15 protein-coding genes are annotated in these 21,379 nt (G+C 68.0%); all 15 read left to right on the top strand.

Features of this window, described 5'->3' with window-relative positions; genetic code table 11:
* Positions 1-6: 6 nt before the first annotated feature.
* The 15 genes from mraY (at position 7) to BBX35_RS06325 (ending at position 21,248) form a co-directional block, all read left to right on the top strand.
* Positions 7-1,092 carry a phospho-N-acetylmuramoyl-pentapeptide-transferase gene (mraY, locus tag BBX35_RS06395; RefSeq protein WP_067217314.1) on the top strand — a complete coding sequence of 362 codons (1,086 nt, stop codon included), beginning with the start codon at positions 7-9 and terminating at the stop codon, positions 1,090-1,092.
* 4 nt (positions 1,093-1,096) lie between these two features.
* Positions 1,097-2,497: a UDP-N-acetylmuramoyl-L-alanine--D-glutamate ligase gene (gene murD / locus BBX35_RS06390; protein WP_067217312.1), complete on the top strand. Its 1,401-nt coding sequence runs from the start codon at positions 1,097-1,099 to the stop codon at positions 2,495-2,497.
* The gene (gene ftsW, locus BBX35_RS06385) at positions 2,497-3,654 is read left to right on the top strand and encodes a putative lipid II flippase FtsW (RefSeq protein WP_067217309.1); all 1,158 of its coding nucleotides are present in this window, start codon (positions 2,497-2,499) and stop codon (positions 3,652-3,654) included. Before murD ends, ftsW begins: the two co-directional genes overlap by 1 nt.
* An 11-nt stretch (positions 3,655-3,665) precedes the next feature.
* Positions 3,666-4,811: an undecaprenyldiphospho-muramoylpentapeptide beta-N-acetylglucosaminyltransferase gene (gene murG, locus BBX35_RS06380; RefSeq protein WP_067217308.1), complete on the top strand. Its 1,146-nt coding sequence runs from the start codon at positions 3,666-3,668 to the stop codon at positions 4,809-4,811.
* Positions 4,808-6,229 carry a UDP-N-acetylmuramate--L-alanine ligase gene (gene murC / locus BBX35_RS06375; protein ID WP_067217305.1) on the top strand — a complete coding sequence of 474 codons (1,422 nt, stop codon included), beginning with the start codon at positions 4,808-4,810 and terminating at the stop codon, positions 6,227-6,229. Before murG ends, murC begins: the two co-directional genes overlap by 4 nt.
* On the top strand, positions 6,226-7,209 hold the full coding sequence (gene murB, locus BBX35_RS06370) for a UDP-N-acetylmuramate dehydrogenase (RefSeq protein ID WP_067217302.1): 984 nt from the start codon (positions 6,226-6,228) through the stop codon (positions 7,207-7,209). The genes murC and murB overlap by 4 nt, the downstream gene beginning before the upstream one ends.
* Positions 7,202-8,131 (top strand): D-alanine--D-alanine ligase, encoded by a 930-nt coding sequence (locus BBX35_RS06365; RefSeq protein ID WP_067217300.1) that lies wholly within the window; start codon positions 7,202-7,204, stop codon positions 8,129-8,131. The genes murB and BBX35_RS06365 overlap by 8 nt, the downstream gene beginning before the upstream one ends.
* A gap of 20 nt (positions 8,132-8,151) precedes the next feature.
* Positions 8,152-9,030, top strand: a complete 879-nt coding sequence (locus BBX35_RS06360; RefSeq protein ID WP_083206043.1) for a cell division protein FtsQ/DivIB — start codon at positions 8,152-8,154, stop codon at positions 9,028-9,030.
* 32 nt (positions 9,031-9,062) lie between these two features.
* Positions 9,063-10,349 (top strand): cell division protein FtsA, encoded by a 1,287-nt coding sequence (gene ftsA / locus BBX35_RS06355; protein WP_208979793.1) that lies wholly within the window; start codon positions 9,063-9,065, stop codon positions 10,347-10,349.
* A 114-nt stretch (positions 10,350-10,463) separates the two neighbouring features.
* A complete protein-coding gene (gene ftsZ / locus BBX35_RS06350) occupies positions 10,464-12,251 on the top strand; it encodes a cell division protein FtsZ (RefSeq protein ID WP_067217296.1) in 1,788 nt (595 codons plus the stop codon).
* A 289-nt stretch (positions 12,252-12,540) separates the two neighbouring features.
* Complete coding sequence (gene lpxC, locus BBX35_RS06345; RefSeq protein ID WP_067217293.1) at positions 12,541-13,488, top strand: UDP-3-O-acyl-N-acetylglucosamine deacetylase; 948 nt, start codon at positions 12,541-12,543, stop codon at positions 13,486-13,488.
* A 230-nt stretch (positions 13,489-13,718) separates the two neighbouring features.
* Positions 13,719-14,585 carry an outer membrane protein assembly factor BamD gene (locus BBX35_RS06340; RefSeq protein ID WP_067217290.1) on the top strand — a complete coding sequence of 289 codons (867 nt, stop codon included), beginning with the start codon at positions 13,719-13,721 and terminating at the stop codon, positions 14,583-14,585.
* 186 nt (positions 14,586-14,771) lie between these two features.
* Complete coding sequence (gene recN, locus BBX35_RS06335; RefSeq protein ID WP_067217287.1) at positions 14,772-16,445, top strand: DNA repair protein RecN; 1,674 nt, start codon at positions 14,772-14,774, stop codon at positions 16,443-16,445.
* A 133-nt stretch (positions 16,446-16,578) separates the two neighbouring features.
* A complete protein-coding gene (ligA, locus tag BBX35_RS06330) occupies positions 16,579-18,747 on the top strand; it encodes an NAD-dependent DNA ligase LigA (protein WP_067217284.1) in 2,169 nt (722 codons plus the stop codon).
* Positions 18,748-19,010: 263 nt separating this feature from the next.
* Complete coding sequence (locus BBX35_RS06325) at positions 19,011-21,248, top strand: methyl-accepting chemotaxis protein (protein ID WP_067217282.1); 2,238 nt, start codon at positions 19,011-19,013, stop codon at positions 21,246-21,248.
* Positions 21,249-21,379: the final 131 nt, after the last annotated feature.

Below are 21,379 nucleotides of genomic sequence, written 5' to 3'. Positions count from 1 at the left end.
ACGCCGATGCTTTATTTCCTCGTGGAATTTGCCGACCAGTTCTCGGCACTGAACGTGTTCCGATACATCACGTTCCGGACCGGCGGCGCCATCATGACCGCGCTGCTGTTCATCTTCCTGTTCGGCCCGATGATCATCTCCTCGCTGCGCCTGCGGCAGGGCCACGGCCAGCCGATCCGCGCGGACGGCCCGCAGAGCCATCTGCTGACCAAGAAGGGCACGCCGACGATGGGCGGCCTGATGATCCTGTCGGGCATGATCGTCGCAACGCTGCTGTGGGCGAACCTTGCCAATCCCTACACCTGGATCGTGCTGGGCGTGACGGTGGGCTTCGGCGCCATCGGCTTCTACGACGACTATCTCAAGGTCACCAAGGCCTCGCACAAGGGCTTCAGCGGCCGCAGCCGGCTGGGTCTCGAGTTCCTGATCGCCGGTCTTGCCGCCTGGTGCGTGACGCTGCTGGAAGTCGGCGCGCACGGCACCTCGATCGGCTTTCCGTTCTTCAAGGACCTGGCGTTCAACCTCGGCATCTTCTTCATTCCCTTCGCCGCCTTCGTGGTGGTGGGTGCGGGCAATGCGGTGAACCTCACCGACGGCCTCGACGGCCTCGCCATCGTGCCGGTGATGATCGCCTCGGCCTCCTTCGGCCTGATCGCCTACCTGTCGGGCAACGCGGTCTTTGCCGACTACCTGCAGATCCACCATGTGCCCGGCACCGGCGAGCTGGCCGTGCTGTGCGGCGCTGTGATCGGCGCGGGCCTCGGCTTCCTGTGGTTCAACGCCCCGCCGGCGGCGATCTTCATGGGCGACACCGGCTCGCTGGCGCTCGGCGGCATGATCGGCTCCATCGCGGTTGCGACCAAGCACGAGATCGTGCTGGCGATCATCGGCGGCCTGTTCGTGCTGGAGGCGATCTCGGTGATCGTGCAGGTCGCCTCGTTCAAGCTCACCGGCAAGCGCGTCTTCAAGATGGCGCCGATCCACCATCACTTCGAGCATCTGGGCTGGACCGAAAGCCAGGTGGTGATCCGCTTCTGGATCATCGCCGTGGTTCTCGCCCTGGTCGGTCTCGCCACGCTGAAGCTGAGGTGAGGTCATGATCGCGGTCAGCGGATTCAGGGGCAAACGCGTTGCGGTCTTCGGTCTCGGCGGATCGGGGCTGGCGACGGCGCGCGCGCTTGCAGCCGGCGGCGCCGTGCCCGTGTGCTTCGACGACGGCGAGGCAGGGCGCGAGGCCGCACGCAAGGTGGGTCTTCAGGTGGCGGACCTGCGCCTGGAGGACTGGTCGCAGTTCGCCGCGCTGGTGTTGGCGCCGGGCGTGCCGCTGACCCATCCGCAGCCGCACTGGAGCGTCGAGCTCGCCCGTGAGCACGGCGTCGAGGTGATCGGCGATGTCGAGCTGTTCCTGCGTGAGCGCCGGCGGGTCGCCCCTGACGCGCCGCTGGTCGCCATCACCGGCACCAACGGCAAGTCGACGACGACCGCGCTGATCTCCCACATCCTGAAATCCGCCGGCCGTGATGCCCAGATGGGCGGCAATATCGGCGTGCCGATCCTGGAACTGGCCGAGCCGGCCCTCTCGCGCATCCACGTGATCGAGTGCTCGTCCTACCAGATCGACCTTGCGCCCTCGATCGACCCGTCAGTCGGCATCCTGCTCAACATCACGCCGGACCATCTCGACCGGCACGGCACGCTGGAGCATTACGCCGCTGTCAAGGAACGGCTGATCGCCGGCAGCCGCCTTGCGGTGGTCGGCGTCGACGATGCGATCAGCGCGGCGGTCGCCGACCGGGCGGAGCGCGCCGGCACGCCCGTTCGCCGGATCAGCGCCCGGCATCCGGTGGCCGACGGCATCCACGCGGAAGGCAGCGTGCTGCGGCTCGACGAGGGCGGCGCGCAGAGCGTGTTCGCCGACCTTGCGCCGATCCTGTCGCTGCGCGGCTCGCACAATGCGCAGAACGCCTGCGCGGCAGTGGCCGCGTGCCTCGCCCTCGGGCTGTCCGCCGACGAGATCCGCGCCGGGCTCGCCAGCTTTCCCGGCCTTGCCCATCGCATGGAGATGGTCGCCCGCGCGGGGCGGGTGCTCTTCGTCAACGACAGCAAGGCGACCAATGCCGATGCGGCCGAGCGGGCGCTGGCCAGCTATTCGCGCATCTACTGGATCGCCGGCGGCCGCGCCAAGGCGGGCGGCATCGAGAGCCTGCGCCCCTGGTTCGACCGGATCGCCAGGGCCTATCTGATCGGCGAGGCGGCGGACGACTTCGCGGCGACGCTGGCCGGCCATGTCGAGACGCAGATGTCCGGCACGCTGGAGGCTGCCGTTGCCGCGGCGGCGCGCGATGCGGCGCAGGACCGGGCGGACGAGCCGGTGGTGCTGCTGTCGCCGGCCTGCGCCTCCTTCGACCAGTTTCCCAATTTCGAGGCCCGGGGACGGGCATTTGCCGAGGCCGTGCGCGGGATCGTCCCGCAGCAGGGCGGACAGGAGGTCGCGTAATGGTCAGTCGTGCCGATCGTAGCCCCTTCGCAGAGTGGCTGTGGACCGTCGACCGCTTTCTGGTGGCCGGCTTCATCGTGCTGATGATCGGCGGCATCGTGCTGTCCTTCGCGGCAAGTCCGGCAGTGGCCGAGCGGCTCAACATCGACAGCTACCACTTCATCAAGCGGCAGGCCTTCTTCCTGGTGCCGGCGCTCGGCCTGATGCTGGCGATCTCGGCGCTGAGCCCGCGCTATGTGCGCCGGGCGGCGCTGGCGCTGTTCATCGTCTCGATGGTGATGATGGTGGCGACGCTGTTCGTGGGCATGGAGGCCAAGGGCGCGCGGCGCTGGATCAACATGGCCGGCTTCTCGATCCAGCCGTCCGAATTCCTCAAGCCGGCGCTGATCGTGCTCGCCTCCTTCCTGATGGCGGAAGGCGGGCGGCGGCCGGAAGTGCCGGGCACGCTGCTGTCGACGCTGCTCTTCGTGATGTCGGCGGCGCTGCTGGTGGCGCAGCCGGACTTCGGCCAGACCATGCTGATCGCGCTGGTCTTCGCGGCGCTGATCTTCCTCAACGGGTTGTCGTGGCTCGCCATCGTGCCGCTCGGCGTGCTGGGCTTCGGCGGTCTCGTCTCCGCCTACATGATGCTGCCGCACGTGCAGAGCCGCGTCGACCGCTTTCTCGATCCGGGCGCGGGCGACACCTACAACATCGACCGCGCCATCGAGGCCTTCGTGTCGGGCTCCTGGTTCGGCCGGGGACCGGGCGAGGGCACGATCAAGCGGATCCTGCCGGAAAGCCATACGGACTTCATCTTCGCGGTGGCGGCCGAGGAATTCGGCATCATCGTCTGCCTGCTGCTGCTGCTGGTCTTTGCCTTCGTGGTGCTGCGGGGCCTGCGCCATGCCGCGCAGGACAGCGACCCGTTCGGGCGTCTGGCGACGGCCGGCCTGATCGTGCTGTTCGGCATCCAGGCGGCAATCAACATGGCGGTGAACCTCAATCTGATGCCGGCCAAGGGCATGACGTTGCCGTTCATCTCCTATGGCGGCTCGTCGCTGCTGGCGATGGCGATCTCCATGGGCTTCGTGCTGGCGCTGACCCGCCGGCGGCCGCAGGCCTCGCGCTCAGACAGCGTGGTGGTCTCGCGCCTGTCGCCCGCGCATCTGTCGTGAGCGGCAGGTCCATGGCGCGCACCATCCTTCTCACGGCCGGCGGCACCGGCGGGCACCTGTTTCCCGCACAGGCGCTGGCGGCCGAGCTCGGCCGCCGCGGCCATGTGGTGGAGCTGGCAACCGATGCGCGCGTCAGCGACTTCGGCAAGGATTTTCCCGCGCGCGCCGTGCATGTGATCTCATCGGCGACCCTGTCCGGCAAGTCGCCGGTGGCGCTCGCCCGCACTACCCTGAAGCTGGGCAAGGGCCTGATGCAGTCGCGGCGGCTCATCGCCCGCCTGCGCCCGGACGCGGTGGTCGGCTTCGGCGGCTATCCGACCTTTCCGCCGATGTTCGCGGCCTTTCTCGGCCGGGTGCCGAGCGTGCTGCACGAGGCCAATGCGGTGATGGGCCGGGCCAACCGGATGCTGGCCGGGCGGGTAACGGCGGTTGCGACGAGCTTTCCGCTGGTCGACGGCGACGACAGCCAGTTTGCGGCAAAGTCCGTGCGCACGGGCAACCCGGTGCGCGATGCGGTGATCGCGGCGAGCGGGCGCGACTATGTGGCAGCAACTCCGGGCGATGCCTTCCGACTGCTGGTGTTCGGCGGCTCGCAGGGCGCGCGCTTCTTCAGCGATGCGATGCCCGGCGCGCTGGAGCGCATGACGGCCGAAGAGCGGGCGCGGCTGGAGCTGGTCCAGCAGTGCCGGCCGGAGGATATGGAGCGCATGCGCGAGGCCTGCGACCGGCTGGGCGTCAAGGCGGAGCTCGCCAGCTTCTTCGCCGACATGCCGGAGAGGATCGCCGGGGCGCATCTGGTGCTGTGTCGCTCGGGCGCCTCAAGCGTCAGCGAGCTGTCGGTGATCGGCCGGCCCTCGGTGCTGGTGCCGCTGCCGCATGCGCTGGACAACGACCAGGGACGCAACGCGGAAGTGCTGGCGAAGGCCGGCGGTGCCTGGCCGGTGAGACAGGCGGATCTCGATGCCGACCGGCTGGCGGCGCTGCTGGGCGAGCTGATGGCCGCGCCCGAGCGGCTTGCCGAGGCGGCGAAGGCGGCGCGTGCCGCAGGACACCCGGACGCGGTCGGCCGGCTGGCCGATCTCGTGGAACATGTCGCGAGCGGAGCGCCTGTCGGCGCCCTTGCGGCCCATCTCGATCAAGGGGGAAGCGCATCATGAAGATGCCCCAGGACCTCGGTCCGGTTCATTTCATCGGCATCGGCGGTATCGGCATGAGCGGCATCGCCGAGGTGCTGCACACGCTCGGCTATACCGTGCAGGGCTCCGACGTCTCCGACAGCGCCAACGTCAAGCGGCTGCGCGACAAGGGCATCGAGGTGAAGGTCGGCCACGATGCCGGCAATCTCGGCGAGGCGCGCGTCGTCGTGGTGTCCTCGGCGATCAAGCGCGACAATCCGGAACTGGTGGCGGCGCGCGAGCGCTTCCTGCCCGTGGTGCGGCGCGCCGAGATGCTGGCCGAGTTGATGCGCTTCAAGCAGGCCATCGCCATCGGAGGCACCCACGGCAAGACGACGACGACCTCGATCATTGCGGCGGTGCTGGATGCCGGCGGGCTGGACCCGACGGTGATCAACGGAGGCATCATCAATGCCTACGGCACCAATGCCCGCATGGGGCAGGGCGACTGGATGGTGGTGGAGGCGGACGAGTCCGACGGCACCTTCGTCAAGCTGCCGGCCGACATCGCGGTGGTCACGAATATCGACCCCGAGCACCTCGACCACTACGGCAATTTCGACGGGGTGCGCGACGCTTTCCTGCAATTCGTCGAGAACGTCCCGTTCTACGGCTTTGCCGTGATGTGCCTGGACCATCCGGAAGTGCAGGCGATGGTCGGACGCATCGAGGACCGCCAGGTCATCACCTACGGCCAGAACCGTCAGGCGGACGTGCGCTTCTTCGACCTGACGACCGAGGGCGCGAATTCGGTCTTCAAGGTGGAGATCCGCGACCGCATCGCCGGCACCACGCAGGTGATCGAGAACATCACCCTGCCGATGCCTGGGCTGCATAACGTCTCCAACGCGACGGCGGCCATTGCCGTTGCCTGGAAGCTTGGTCTCGACGGCGACCAGATCCGCAAGGGCCTTGCGGCGTTCCGCGGCGTGAAGCGGCGCTTCACCCATACCGGCAGCGCCGACGGGATCGAGGTGTTCGACGATTACGGCCATCATCCGGTGGAGATCCGCGCCGTTCTGGCCGCGGCCCGCGCGGTTGCGCCGGGCAAGGTGGTCGCGGTGGTGCAGCCGCACCGCTACAGCCGCCTGGAGAGCCTGTTCGACGATTTCTCGACCTGCTTCAACGATGCCGACCATGTGGTCTGCGCACCGGTCTATGCGGCCGGCGAGGCGCCGCGCGAGGGCATCACCCATACGGCCCTTGCCGACGGCATCCGCGCCAGCGGCCACCGCAGCGTGCATGCGATCGGCGGCGAGGAAGAGCTGGCGGCGACCGTGGCGCGCATCGCCGAGCCCGGCGACTACGTGGTGTGCCTTGGCGCCGGCAACATCTCGCAATGGGCGCAGGCCCTTCCCGAGAAGCTGATCGCCGCCCGCAAGTCAGGGGGCGGGGCATGAGCTGGCCCGACCTCGTTGCCCGTCACGGTCTCGACCGGATCGGGCTGCGCGGACGGCTGACGCCGAACCAGCCGCTGTCGGCCGTGACCTGGTTCCGCGTCGGCGGACCGGCGCAGCTGATGTTCCAGCCGGCCGACACCGACGATCTGGCGCTGTTCCTGAAGGCCCTGCCGCAGGAGATCCCGGTGCTGCCGGTGGGCCTGGGGTCGAACCTGCTGGTGCGCGACGGCGGCATCGAGGGCGTCGTCGTGCGGCTTGCGGCGAAGGGCTTCGGCTCGGTCGAGGTCGAGGAAGACGGGGCGATCCGCGCGGGCGCCGCGGTGCCGGACAAGCGGCTTGCCGAGGCGGCGGCGGACGCCGGGCAGGGCGGGTTCGCCTTCTACGCGGGCATTCCCGGCGGCATCGGCGGTGCGTTGAGGATGAATGCCGGCGCGCATGGCAGCGAGACCGCCGAGGTGATGGTGGAGCTGACCGGCGTGACGCGGGCGGGCGAGATCGTGCGACTGAGCCGCGACGACATGGCCTATCGCTATCGGCACAGCGAGCAGCCCGGCGACACGATCTTCACGCAGGCGCTGTTTCGCGGCGAACCGCGCGAGCGCGAGGCGATCCGCCAGGAAATGGCCGAGGTCAACGCCCACCGGGAAGCGGCGCAGCCGATCCGCGAGAAGACCGGCGGCTCGACCTTCAAGAACCCTCCGGGGCACTCGGCCTGGAAGCTGGTCGACGCGGCCGGCTGCCGCGGGTTGCAGATCGGCGGCGCGCGGATGTCGGACATGCATTGCAACTTCATGATCAACACCGGCGAGGCCACCGGTCACGATCTGGAGTTGCTGGGCGAGACGGTGCGTGCGCGGGTGCTGGAGACCAGCGGTATCGCCCTGGAATGGGAGATCAAGCGGCTCGGCGTGTGGGCTGGCGGCGAGAGCGTCGAGCCCTTCCTCGGCAAGCGGATCGCGGAGGCGGCAAGCGATGGCTGAACGCAAGCATGTCGCGGTCCTGATGGGCGGCTGGTCGGCCGAACGCTCGGTGAGCCTGAAGTCTGGCGAGGGCTGTGCGGCCGCGCTGGAGCGCGCCGGCTACCGGGTGACGCGGATCGACGTGCAGCGCGACATCGCCGCGGTGCTTGCCGAGCTGCGCCCGGACGTTGCCTTCAACGCGCTGCACGGGCCGTTCGGCGAGGACGGCTGCATCCAGGGCGTGCTGGAGATCCTCGGCATTCCCTACACCCATTCGGGCGTCGCGGCCTCTGCTCTTGCCATGGACAAGCAGAAGGCCAAGGCGGTGATGAAGGCGGTCGGCATTCCGGTCGCAGAGCACAAGGTCGTCCACAGGATGGCGGCGGCTCGCGAACATGTGATGAGCCCGCCCTACGTCGCCAAACCGGTGCGAGAGGGCTCGTCCTACGGGGTCCTGATCGTCAAGGAAAACGCTCCGCATCCGCCGCAGGAACTGTTCCGCGACGACTGGCCCTATGGCGACATGGTGATGATCGAGCGGTACGTGCCGGGGCGCGAGCTGACCTGCGCGGTCATGGGAAATGTGGCGCTGGGGGTCACCGAAGTGATGCCGCTGGGACACGGTTTCTACGATTTTGACGCGAAATATGCGCCCGGCGGATCACAACACATCCTGCCGGCCGAAATTTCACCATTTGTTTACCAAGAAGTACAGAAACTTAGCCTACGGGCGCATCAGGCACTCGGTTGCAAGGGCGTGACGCGGGCTGACTTCCGCTTCGACGAACAGCCCGGCGGCGGCGGCGAACTGATCTGTCTTGAAGTGAACACTCAGCCCGGAATGACGGAAACCTCGCTCGTGCCCGAGATCGCGGCACATGCGGGACACTCTTACGAAGAGCTGACCAGCTGGTTGGTGGAGGACGCAAGTTGCGGACGATGAAGGCAAAACGGGGTGAGGACATGGTCCTGCCGATCGAAGCGGCGCTGGCGCCGCGCGGTCGCGGCGTGCCCCGTTTGCACCGCCGCCCCCTGTGGCGCGCGGCCGGCATCCTGCAGGATCTTCCGGAGTGGACGGGCACGGCCGGCGCGCTGGTGTTCCTGTCCGCCACCATTTTCTATGCCTTGGCGGTGGGCGGATATGCCCGCACGGTGAGCGAATCACTTACCTCGGCGGCCGGATTCGAGATCGAGGCCGTTAAGCTGTCCGGCCAGCGCGAGACGACCGAGTTCGAGATCCTGGAAGCGCTGGAGATCGAGCAGGGCACCTCGCTCGCCCTGTTCGACGCCTCGGCGGCGCGCGAGCGGCTGGCCCGCATCCCGTGGATCGAGACCGTGTCGGTGCAGAAGCTGTATCCGGGCACGCTGCAGGTGCGCATCGACGAGCGCGAGGCCTTCGCGCTCTGGCAGCGCGGCAACAGCCTGTCCGTGATCGATGCCAAGGGGCAGGTGATCAGCGACGATGTCGACGGGCGCTACGCCAACCTGTTGATGCTGGTCGGTCACGGCGCGCAGTATCGCGGCGCCGAGATCCTGACGGCGCTGGAGAAGGTGCCGGAGCTGCGGGCGCGGGTGCGCGCTGCGCGCCTCGTCTCCGACCGACGCTGGGACCTGCTGCTGGAAAACGGTCTGACCGTGCGCCTGCCGGAAACGGATGTGGGCCGCGCGCTCTCCGATCTGGTCCGCATGGACGCAGACAACGGCCTGCTGACCCGCGACATCACCGTCGTCGACATCCGCCTGCCCGACCGGGTGGTCGTGCGGATGAGCGACGAGGCGATCGAGCGCCGCAACGCCGAAACCAAGTCGCGGGGCGCCAAGCGCTCGGGAGGCAATGCATGAGCCGCCGGTCCGCCCCGATCTATCTGCCGCGCATGCGGCCGCTGCCCGGTCGCCGGGCCGTCGTCGTCTCGGTGCTCGACATCGGCTCGACCAAGGTCTGCTGCCTGATCGCCAAGCTGAGCCCGCGCAACGACGATTGCGTGCTGCCCGGCCGCACCCACTCCATCGAGGTGCTGGGCTACGGCTACCAGCGCTCGCGCGGCCTCAAGTCCGGCGTCGTCGTCGACATGGACGCGGCCGAGCAGGCGATCCGCCTGGCGGTGGACGCGGCCGAGCGCATGGCCGGGCTGACGGTGGAATCGCTGATCACCAACGTGACCTGCGGCCGGCTGAACTCCGAGATCATCACGGCCAGCGTCGGACTTGCGTCCGATTCCGTCTCCGAGTCCGACATCCAGCGCGTGCTGTCCGCCGGCAGCGCCCACACGGTCGCCGACGGGCGCGCGGTCATGCACGCGCTGCCCATCGCCTACACGCTGGACGGCAATCGCGGCATGCGTGACCCGCGCGGCATGATCGGCCGCCGTCTGGGCGTCGACATGCAGGTGGTGACGGCCGAGGTGGCGCCGGTGCGCAATCTCGAGCTCTGCATCAATCGCGGTCACCTGACCGTCGAGACCATGGTCGCAACGCCCTATGCCAGCGGCCTGTCCACCCTGGTGGAGGACGAGGCGGAGCTGGGCGTCGCCTGCGTCGACATGGGCGGCGGCACCACGACGCTGTCGGTCTTCGTCGAGGGCCAGATGGTGCATACGGATGCCATTGCCGTCGGCGGCCATCACGTGACGATGGATATCGCCAGGGCGCTGTCGACGCGCCTGGCCGATGCCGAGCGGATCAAGACGCTGCAGGGCTCGGCCCTGCCGAGCCAGGCGGACGACCGGGACCTGATCTCCATTCCCCCGGTCGATGCCGACAGCGACCTGCCGCACCAGATCCCGCGCTCGATGCTGACGCGCGTGATCGTGCCGCGGGTCGAGGAAATCATGGAACTGGTGCGCGACAGGCTCACCGCCTCCGGCTTTGCCGGGCGGGTGGGCAAGCGCATCGTGCTCACCGGCGGAGCCAGCCAGCTCACCGGCTTGAGCGAGGTGGCGCGCCGGGTTCTCGGCCGCCAGGTCCGGCTCGGACGCCCGCTGGGCGTCGCCGGCCTGCCGGAAGCCGCCAAGGGACCGGCCTTCGCCGCCGCCGTCGGATTGCTGATCTATCCGCAGGTGGCGCAGGTCGAGCAGTTCGAGCCGCGCGGCGCGAACGCAAGATGGACATTCGGATCGAGTGCGCTGGCCAGGGTCGGCAACTGGATCCGGGATAGTTTCTGAGGCGGGAAACTGCCTCGGGAAGCGTCGGGTCGCACAACCCCCGGCGCATGACGAGGGAACTGAGGGTTTGAGTGAGAGCGCCGGCAACGGTCTCTCGAGGGTCGCGAGGAAGCCATGACCATCAACTTGAAAATGCCTGATCTTCAGGAACTGAAGCCCAGAATCACGGTGTTCGGCGTCGGTGGCGCCGGTGGTAATGCCGTGAACAACATGATCCAGGCCGGCCTCCAGGGTTGCGACTTCGTCGTGGCCAATACGGATGCCCAGGCGCTGGCCAGCAATCACGCCGAGCGCGTCGTCCAGATGGGCGTTGCCGTGACCGAGGGTCTTGGCGCCGGTTCGCAGCCCGACGTGGGCGCGGCGGCGGCCGAGGAAGTGATCGACGAGATCAACGACCACCTGTCCGGTTCGCACATGGTGTTCATCACCGCCGGCATGGGCGGCGGCACCGGCACGGGCGCTGCCCCGGTGATCGCGCGTGCGGCGCGCGAGATGGGTATACTGACCGTCGGTGTGGTCACCAAGCCGTTCCAGTTCGAGGGCGTGCGCCGCATGCGCATCGCCGAAGCTGGGATCACCGAGTTGCAGAAGGCGGTCGATACACTGATCGTCATCCCCAACCAGAACCTGTTCCGTATCGCCAATGCACAGACCACCTTCGCCGACGCCTTCGCGATGGCCGACCAGGTGCTCTACTCCGGCGTGGCCTGCATCACCGACCTGATGGTCAAGGAAGGCCTCATCAACCTCGACTTCGCCGATGTGCGCTCGATCATGCGCGGCATGGGCAAGGCGATGATGGGCACGGGCGAGGCGTCCGGCGAGAAGCGCGCGATGCAGGCGGCCGAGGCGGCGATCGCCAACCCGCTGCTCGACGAGACCTCGATGAAGGGCGCTCGCGGCCTGCTGATCTCGATCACCGGCGGCAACGACCTGACCCTGTTCGAGCTGGACGAGGCGGCCACCCGCATTCGCGAGGAGGTCGATGCCGACGCCAACATTATACTCGGCGCTACCTTCGACGAGAGCCTGGACGGCATCATCCGCGTGTCGGTCGTGGCGACCGGCATCGACAAGGAGCTGCGCGAGGAGGCCTCTCCGGCCGAGACCCGCATGGCCGAGCTGACCGAGCGTCTCAAGACGATCTCCGAGCCGGCGCCGGTGGCGCGTCCGCGTCCCGCCGCTGCCGCTCCGGTTTCGCGTCCGGCCGCTCCGGTGCGCCAGGCCACCGTCGAGAAGATCGAGCAGGAGCTCGAGATTCCCGAGCCGGTGCAGGCTTCTACCGATCCGGAGGTCGAGATCGCCCCTTTTTCTCCGGCGCCGGGCATGATCGGTGACAATAGCCCGCTGGCCGACCTGGACGAGGCGGACCTCGCCGAGCCGGTCGCCGACGCGCCGGTCGTAGAGCCGTATATCCCGCCGGTCGCCGAGACCGTCTCGCAGCCCGCGCGCATGCCCTCGATCGAGGACTTCCCGCCGGTGGCACAGCGCGAGATGCGGGCCCATGTCCACGCCCGTGCGGCGGAAGAGGAGCATCACCACGGCGAGGACCGCCGTCCGATGAGCCTGCTGCGTCGCCTGGCCAACGGTCTGAGCCGCCGCGAGGAAGAAGACGACATGCCGGCGATGCCGGCCGCGGAAATGGCTCCGGCCCCGCGTCCGCAGCAGCCCGCGCCGCGTCCGGCGCCCGCCGCCCAGCCGCGCGCTGCCGCCCCGCAGCAGCGTCCGGTGCAGCAGCAGGCCCAGCCGGCCATGCGTCCGGCTCCCGCCCCGGCCCGTCCGGCGGCACAGGGGGCTGCCGGCCAGCTCGACCTGACCGGTCGCCAGGCCCCGCAGGCCCGCAACCTGTCCGAGGAAGACCAGCTGGAAATCCCGGCCTTCCTGCGCCGTCAGGCGAACTGACGACAGGGTCCTCCGCGACACTCCCTCAACGGGCGATCCGGCTCCTCACCGGATCGCCCGCCCTCGAGGGAGCGGGCGGATTTTTCCATATTTTTCAAAGCTCTCATTTTCAGCCAAGCGTTACATATCGTAACAAAGCTTTATTTCTGATCCCTCCCTCCGAGCCTGTATGTTCACCCTGCGATTCAACGGGAGCGCGACTCGCGCGCATCTGCCCGTCAGCCTCAAGGCCTTTCGGTCTCGCCATCGCATCCGCTTTTCAGGGTCTCGCAGACAGGACGATCTGGTGATGAAACTCTCTTCCGACCGGCAGACGACTTTGGCCGGCGCCGTCTCCCTGCAGGGGATCGGCGTGCATTCCGGCAACCGGGCGGACGTGACGCTGCAGCCGGCCGATCCCGGCACGGGCATCGTCTTCACCAACCGCAATCCGCAGACCGGCTCCGAAGTCGAGTTTCCCGCGCATTGGCGCGCCGTCTCCGCCACCGCCCTTTGCACCGTCCTCGGCGATCCGAAGGCCGGCGGCGTCTCCACCGTCGAGCACCTGATGGCCGCGCTGCGGGGCCTCGGCGTCGACAATGCCATCGTCGAGATGGACGGCCCGGAAATGCCGATCATGGACGGCAGCTCGGACGCCTTCGTCGCCGCCATCGACTCCGTCGGCCTGCGCCGCCAGCAGGCCGTGCGCCGCTACATCCGCGTCAAGAAGGCCGTCCGCGTCGACCAGGGAAGCGCCTGGTGCGAGCTGCGCCCGCATGACGGCTGCCGCTTCGACGTGACCATCGACTTCGAGGCCGAGGCGATCGGCCGCCAGTCGATGGTGCTGGACCTGTCGCCGGAGACCTTCCGCAGCGAACTGTCGCGTGCGCGCACCTTCGGCTCCGTGCAGGACGTCAAGAAGCTGTGGTCGATGGGCTTTGCCCTCGGCTCGTCGCTGGAGAATTCCGTCGCGATCTCCGACGGCAAGGTGATGAACCCGGAAGGCACCCGCTGGCGCGACGAGTTCGTGCGTCACAAGATGCTGGATGCCGTGGGCGATCTGGCGCTGGCCGGCCTGCCGTTCCTGGGCCTCTACCGCTCCTACAAGGGCGGTCACCGCATGAACCACGCGATCCTGGTCGAGCTGTTCGAGAACGCCGGCAAGGATGCCTTCGAGATCGTCGAGGGCGCGTTCGAGCGTACCGCTCCGGCCTTGATGGACATGCCGATGCTGGCCGTGGCGCAGGGCGCATCCTGATCAGGGCGTGCCGCCGGTCGGGCCGGGGATGGCGGAAAACCGCCTCGTCGAAAACGACAGGCCACAAAAAAGCGACAAATGTCCCTCACATGGCGTGACGTGGCCGGGTGTTTTCCGTTAGAACACGCGCTGATCGGGATGATGGACGCCCTTGCGGTGCCGCTTCCGGTCGCTCCGGATTGTCCGGACGGAGCCGCACCGGCGCCGAGTTCGAGGAGTGAGTTGACGTGATGGTGGCAGTGTCCAGTTCCAAGGCGAGGGAAACCGTCACCGGCGGTCTGCGCAAGGCCCGGATCGCATCGGTCGCCCTGCTGGCGATTGCGCTTGCGGCCTGTTCCTCGACGAAGGACGACGAGGACTTCGCCACCAACGACACGCCGGCGGAAGTGCTGTTCAACGAAGGCCTGTCGCTGCGCAACGAGGGACGCCTGTCCGACGCCCGGCTGAAGTTCCAGGAAGTCGACAAGCTCCATCCGTATTCCGAGTATTCGCGCAAGTCGCTGATCAACCTTGCCTATCTGAACTACTCACTGGGCAAGTTCCCGGAGGCGATCACCGCCGCCAAGCGTTTCACGACGCTGTATCCGGGCAGCGAGGACAGCGCCTACGCGCTCTACATCATCGGCCAGTCCTACCATAAGCAGATCCCGGACGTGACGCGCGACCAGGAGATGACCCAGCGGGCGCTCGCCGCCTATGGCGAACTGCTCCAGCGCTTCCCCGATTCCGAATATGCGACCGACGCTGCGGCCAAGGTTCGCGCGGCGCAGGACCAGCTGGCCGGCAAGGAAATGGAAGTGGGCCGCTACTACCTGAAGCGGAACCACCAGATCGCGGCGATCAACCGCTTCAAGGTCGTCGTCACCAACTACCAGACCACCCGCCACATCGAGGAAGCGCTGTTCCGCCTGACCGAGAGCTATTACGCGCTCGGCGTGGTGAACGAGGCCCAGACGGCTGCCGCCGTGCTCGGCCACAACTTCCCGGACAGCCAGTGGTACAAGGATGCCTTCAGCCTGCTGAAGACCGGCGGTTACAGCCCGAGCGAGGATTCGGGCAGCTGGATCAGCCGCGCTTTCAACAGCGTTTCGCTTTAGCATCCTTACAGGCGGCAGCACGCCTGCCGCCTTGCCTGAGGCCGCCAGGGACATGGTCTCTTGCCGGCTTGCCCGTGACCGGCGCCAGTTTGGCGTTGCGGCGACCGGGTGCCACCAGCTACACCTGATGCGGTTTCCCGTGCGCTTCGTCGCACATGTCCAGCCCCGGCCCGGTCACCCGCTCGCATGCTCGCTGCGCTTGCCATTCGAGATATCGTCCTGATCGACCGGCTCGATCTCTCCTTCGGCGCCGGCATGTCCGTGCTGACCGGCGAGACGGGCGCGGGCAAATCCATCCTGCTCGATGCCTTGAGCCTTGCCCTTGGCGGGCGCGGCGATGCCGGGCTCGTGCGCCACGGTCAGGCGCAGGGGCAGGTGACGGCCGCCTTCGACGTGCCGATGGCCCATCCGGTCCGCGCCCTGCTGCGCGAGAACGACCTGGAGGCCGACGGCGACGTGATCCTGCGCCGCGTGCAGGCCGAGGACGGCCGCAGCCGCGCCTTCATCAACGATGCGCCGGTGAGCGTTTCCCTGCTGCGGCAGGCGGGCGGTCTGCTCGTCGAGATCCACGGACAGAACGAGGCGCGGGCCTATACCGATCCGGCCGAACACCGGCGGCTGCTCGATTCCTTCGGCGGCTGCGAGGCCGATTGCGCGGCGGTTGCCAGCGCCCATGCGGCGATGCGCAAGGCGGTGCGCGCGCTCGCCGAACAGGAAGAGCGGATCGAAGCGGCACGGCGCGAGGCCGATTACCTGCGCGCCTCCGCCGAGGAACTGGCGCAGCTTGCGCCCGTCGTCGGCGAGGAAACCGAGCTCGCCGATCGGCGCCAGTCGATGATGCAGGTGGAGAAGATCGCCGGGGATCTCGGCGAATCCTTCGACCTGCTCAACGGCACGGCATCCCCCATTACCGAGATCGCCTCGCTGTGGCGGCGGCTGGAGCGCAAGGCCGAACAGGCGCCCGGCCTGTTGTCCGGGCCCGTCGGCTTCCTCGCCGAGGCGCTGGACCGGCTGGAGGACGCACGCGCGGGCCTGGAAGCTGCGGTGCGCGAGACGGAGTTCGATCCGCGCGCACTGGAGGCGACCGAGGAGCGGCTGTTCGCCTTGCGCGGGGCAGCGCGCAAGTTCCAGGTACAGGTCGACGACCTGCCGGCCCTGCGCGAACGGTTCGAGGCCGATCTTGCCGCGCTGGACGCCGGCGAGGAGGCGCTTGCCGGCCTGGCGTCGGCGGCCGAGGCGGCACGCAGCGCCTATGACGCCAAGGCGGCCGCCCTGAGCAAGCGCCGGCAGGCGGCGGCCAAGGCGCTGGAAGAGGCGGTTTCCCGCGAGCTGCCGGACCTGAAGCTGGAGCGGGCGCGCTTCATCGTGAACCTGGAGAGCGACCCGCAGGCGCGGTCCCGCGAGGGCATCGACACGGTCGAATTCTGGGTGCAGACCAATCCGGGCACCAAGCCGGGTCCGATGATGAAGGTCGCTTCGGGCGGCGAGCTCTCGCGTTTCCTGCTGGCGCTGAAAGTGTCGCTGGCCGACAAGGGCTCGGCGCCGACGCTGGTCTTCGACGAGATCGACACGGGCGTCGGCGGTGCGGTGGCCGAGGCCATCGGCAGCCGGCTGGCGCGGCTTGCCGGCAAGGTGCAGGTGCTGACGGTTACTCACGCACCGCAGGTGGCGGCAAAGGCGGGCGGGCATTTCCTGATCATGAAGGAAGATGCCGGTGCGGATCGCGTCGCGACGCGGGTGAAGCGGATCGACGTCGACCACCGGCGCGAGGAGATCGCGCGGATGCTGGCCGGCGCCACGATCACCGACGAGGCCCGCGCGGCGGCCGACCGGCTGCTCTCCGACGCCCCGCGCGCGTGAGCAGCTGAACCAGGGCTGGAAAAGCGTCTCGCCGCCCTTTGCCTTGCCCGTCCGCAGCGCCATACTCCCTCGCCAGACGGGAGGCGAATGCCGTTCTCGCTCCGCGATATCCGATGCCAGAAGATGCGATCCCATGTCCGACACTGACCTTTCGTCCCGCGCCGTCGAAGACCTGACCCTGGAAGAGGCCGCGCTGGAACTGGAGCGGCTGGCCGAGGAGATCGCAGGCCACGACCGGCGCTATCACGGCGAGGACGCGCCGGTCATCTCCGATGCGGACTATGATGCGCTGAAGCGGCGCAACGATGCGATCGAGGCGCGGTTTCCCGATCTCGTGCGCTCCGACAGCCCGTCGTTGCGCGTCGGCAGTGCGCCGGCGGACGGCTTCGGCAAGGTCACCCATGCGATCCCGATGCTGTCGCTGGACAATGCGTTCGCCGACGAGGACGTGCGCGACTTCTTCGGCCGCATTCGCCGCTTCCTGAAGCTCGATCCGCTGATGGGAGCGATTGCGGTGACGGCGGAGCCGAAGATCGACGGGCTGTCGCTGTCGCTGCGCTACGAGAAGCGCCGGCTGGTGACGGCCGCGACGCGCGGCGACGGCACGGTCGGCGAGAACGTGACGCAGAACGCGCTGACCATCGAGGACATTCCCCAGCGCCTGCCGGACGGCGCGCCCGACATCGTCGAGGTGCGCGGCGAGGTCTACATGCGCCACGAGGACTTCCGTGCGCTAAACGCGCGGATGGAAACGCAGGGCGGCAAGGTCTTCGCCAATCCGCGCAACGCGGCGGCAGGCTCCCTGCGCCAGCTCAACCCGGAAGTGACGAAGTCGCGGCCGCTGCGCTTCTTCGCCTATGCCTGGGGCGAGATGAGCGAGGTGCCGCGCACCACCCAGTACGAGATGGTGCAGCTGCTCGGTGAGTGGGGCTTTTCGATCAACGCCCGCATGGTCCGCTGCGAGACCGTGGAAGAAATCCTCGCCGCCTATCACGGCATCGAGGAGGAGCGGGCGCTGCTCGGCTACGACATCGACGGCATGGTCTACAAGGTCGACCGCCTCGACCTGCAGTCCCGTCTCGGCTTCGTCTCGCGCGCGCCCCGCTGGGCCATCGCCCATAAGTTCCCGGCCGAGAAGGCCTTCACCGTGCTGCGCGACATCGAGATCCAGGTCGGGCGTACCGGCGCGCTGACCCCGGTCGCCAAGCTGGAGCCGGTGACGGTGGGCGGCGTCGTCGTGTCCAACGCGACGCTGCACAACGAGGACTACATCAAGGGCATCGGCCAGAACGGCGAGCCGATCCGCGGCGGCAAGGATATCCGGGTCGGCGACACGGTGCAGATCCAGCGTGCCGGCGATGTGATTCCGCAGATCGTCGATGTGGATCTCGACAAGCGCCCGAAGGATGCGAAGCCCTTTGCCTTCCCGACCACGTGCCCTGCCTGCGGCAGCCATGCGGTGCGCGACGTCAACGCATCGAGCGGACGCATCGACGCCGTGCGCCGCTGCACCGGCGGGCTGATCTGCCCAGCGCAGGCCAAGGAAAAGCTGAAGCATTTCGTCTCCCGCCATGCGCTCGACATCGAGGGGCTGGGCGACAAGCAGGTGGAATTCTTCTTCGACCTGCCGATGGAGGAGGGCGGCATCCGCCAGCCGGTCGATATCTTTACCCTGGCGGAGCGGGATGCGGCCTCGCCGCTGATCAAGCTGAGGAACCGCGACGGCTGGGGCGAGACCAGCGCGGCGAACCTCTTCGCCGCCATCGATGCGCGGCGCGAGATGCCGCTCAACCGGGTGATCTTCGCGCTCGGCATCCGCCATGTCGGCGAGGGCAACGCCAAGCTGCTCGCCCGCCACTATATCGACTGGGAGACCTTCCGCGCGGCGATGCAGGCGGCGGCCGATCCCCAGTCCGATGCCTTTGCCGAACTGATGGATATCGACGGCATCGGCGAGACGGTTGCCCGGGCGGTGGTCGAGTTCTTCGCCGAGGATCACAACCGCGACGCGCTGGATGCGCTGCTGGCGCAGATCCGGCCGCAGGCGATGGAGCGGGTGGAGGCGAGCGCAAGCCCCGTCGCCGGCAAGACGCTGGTCTTCACCGGCACGCTGGAGAAGATGAGCCGCGACGAGGCCAAGGCGCGAGCCGAGGCGATGGGGGCGAAAGTCTCAGGCTCGGTGTCGAAGAAGACGGACCTGGTGATCGCCGGTCCCGGGGCGGGGGCGAAGCTGAAGAAGGCGGAGGAACTGGGCATCGACGTCATCGACGAGGATGCCTGGATCGAGATGGCGGGCGGTTGAGCCTGTGCAAATCATCTTAAGTAGTGCACCTATGGGGTGCAGTACGTAACATTGAATTTGTTGAGCTTTTTTGATTTTCGTCGCAATGCTTCCGGTCTTGTAAGGGGAATTTCAACCGCAGGTATCGACCCTCTCTCATGTGAGCCGTTTCATTGGCGTCTGGAGAGAAGCTTATGTTTTCTGGATTTGTGAACCGTTCCATCGGTTTGCGACTTGTTCTGTTGGGTGCGATCCCGCTTTGCGGTTTGCTTGTCGTGAGCGCCATGGAGCTGGCGGTTCGGTTCGAGCAAGTCCAGGAAGGGCGCTTCGTCGGCGAGGTGCTGGATATCGCTCCGGTGATTTCCGAGGCTGTGCACCAGCTGCAGAAGGAGCGCGGCATGTCCTCCGGCTTCGTCGGGTCGAAAGGCGTGTCGTTCGCCGACGCGATCGGCGGCCAGCGGCGGGCAACCGACGAGGCGATTGCACGCTATTTTGCGCGTGTCGGCGAGACGACGGGACGGCTGGAGACGGACAGGTTCACCGCTCCGCGAGATGCGGCCGCGGCCGCGCTCCGCGACCTTTCGCGGATGCGTGCGGATATCGACGCGCTGCGACTGGGGAGTGCGGAGGTCGGCGCCTATTACACACCGGTCATCGGCGAGCTGCTCGACATGATCGGCGGCATGACGACGCTGATCAGCACCGGCGACACCCTGCGCCCGGTCCAAGCCTATACTGCGCTGCTGCAAGCCAAGGAGCGGGCAGGGCTGGAGCGGGCCACCGGCGCCGTCGGCTTCGGTTCGGGCAGCTTCGGCGAGGCCGTCTACCGCAATTTCATCCGCCTCGGCGCCATGCAGGAAGCCTCGCTCGAGACGTTCCGCCGCTATGCCTCGCCGCAGATGATTGCCGCCTATGACGCAGTCCTGTCGGAGGCTGCTGCGAAGGAGATCGACGCCCTGAGGCAGGTCGCCGTGTCGGCGCCGTTCGGCGGGGATGTGACAGCCGTCAGCGGTCCGCAATGGTTTGCGGTCAGCACGGCGCGCATCGACCAGCTGAAGCAGGTCGAAGACGAGATCTCCCGCCAGATCCTGGCCGTTGCCACGGAGGTGGCGGCGAAAAACCAGCGTGCCTTCTTCTGGGAACTCGGCTTGATGGTCGCGCTGATCATCGTGATGGCCGTAATCTTCGTCGGCGTCTACCGCTCCATCGCGCCGCCGCTGGCGCAGCTGGTCGGCGTCATGCGCAGGCTCGCGGCCAACGACACCAGCGTCGAGGTGACCAGCGTCGGCCGCGGCGACGAGATCGGCGCCATGGCCGGAGCGGTGGAGATCTTCCGCGAGAACGCCATCGAGCGCATCGAGCTCGAGCGGAACCTGCAGCAGGAGCGCCTGCGCGAGCGCGACCGGCAGTCGGCCATCGAGACGATGATCGCCGGCTTCCGCGGCAGCGTCTCCTCGACCCTGTCGACGGCAGGCGCCAAGGCCGGCGACATGCGCTCCTCGGCCGAGACGCTGGAGGAAGGTGCGAGCAGCGCCGCGACCGATGCATCCGCTGCAAGCCACGCCACGCAGACGGCGTCCGGCAATATCCAGGTGGTCGCCGCGGCGGCGGAAGAGCTGTCCGCCTCGATCAGCGAAATTGCCGATCAGACGGCCAAGGCGAGCGGCCTGATGGCCTCGGCCGCCGAGCGCGCCCAGCTGACCAATGCCGACGTTGCCTCCCTGTCGCAGGCGGCCGAGCAGATCGGCTCGGTGGTCAACCTGATCCGGGACATCGCCGAGCAAACCAATCTGCTGGCGCTGAATGCCACGATCGAGGCCGCGCGCGCCGGCGAGGCGGGCAAGGGCTTCGCCGTCGTCGCCAGCGAAGTGAAGAGCCTTGCCGGCCAGACCGCCAAGGCGACGGAGGATATCGCCGCCCAGGTGACGGGCATTCAGGCCTCGACCCGGGGCGCGGTGGGTTCCATCGGCGAGATCGCCAGCGTCATGACCAATATCCGCGAGCTGACCACCACCATCGCCGGTGCGGTGGAGCAACAGCGCGCGGCGACGCAGGAGATCGCCAACTCCGTCATCGCCGCCTCGGACGGCACCGACACGGTGGCGGACAACGTCACCTCGGTGACTTCCGCGATCGAGCGTACCGCCCATTTCGCCGGAAATGTCAGCGCGGTTTCGTCGAGCCTTGCGGATGTGACCCAGCAACTCGCCGGCGAGGTGGAGACGTTCCTGTCGGATATCTCGGTCGATCTCGCCGCACGGCGTGCGCAGGTACAGGCGCAAATGCGCGAGGCGGTCATCGTCACCGCCATGGGGCGCCGCTACCGGGCGCGGGTCGAGGGAGCGGACCTGCATGAAGCCGCCGTTTCCGCATCGGCCCGGCTGGAGCTCGGGCAGGCGGTCAAGCTGCAGCTTGCCGACGGGCAGGTGCTTGCGGCAGCCGTCTCTGCTGCCGGCAGCGGGCGCTACACCCTTCGCTTCGAGCAGGCGGCGCCGGCACTGGTGTCGCTCGTCGCGGCTTGAGCGTTTCACGAATAACAAAGGCGTCAAAAGCCAAGAGGGAGGGGCGCGAGCGATTGCGCCCCTCCATTTGACGGGACAAGCTGCTATATATGGTCCAAAGAGAGAACAGAATCGCAAGGGCGATATCCCGC

It is taken from the genome of Stappia indica (assembly GCF_001696535.1).
In the GTDB taxonomy this organism is placed as follows: domain Bacteria; phylum Pseudomonadota; class Alphaproteobacteria; order Rhizobiales; family Stappiaceae; genus Stappia; species Stappia indica.
Note: the sequence above shows the minus strand (reverse complement) of the source record. Positions and strands in the feature narration are given on the sequence as shown.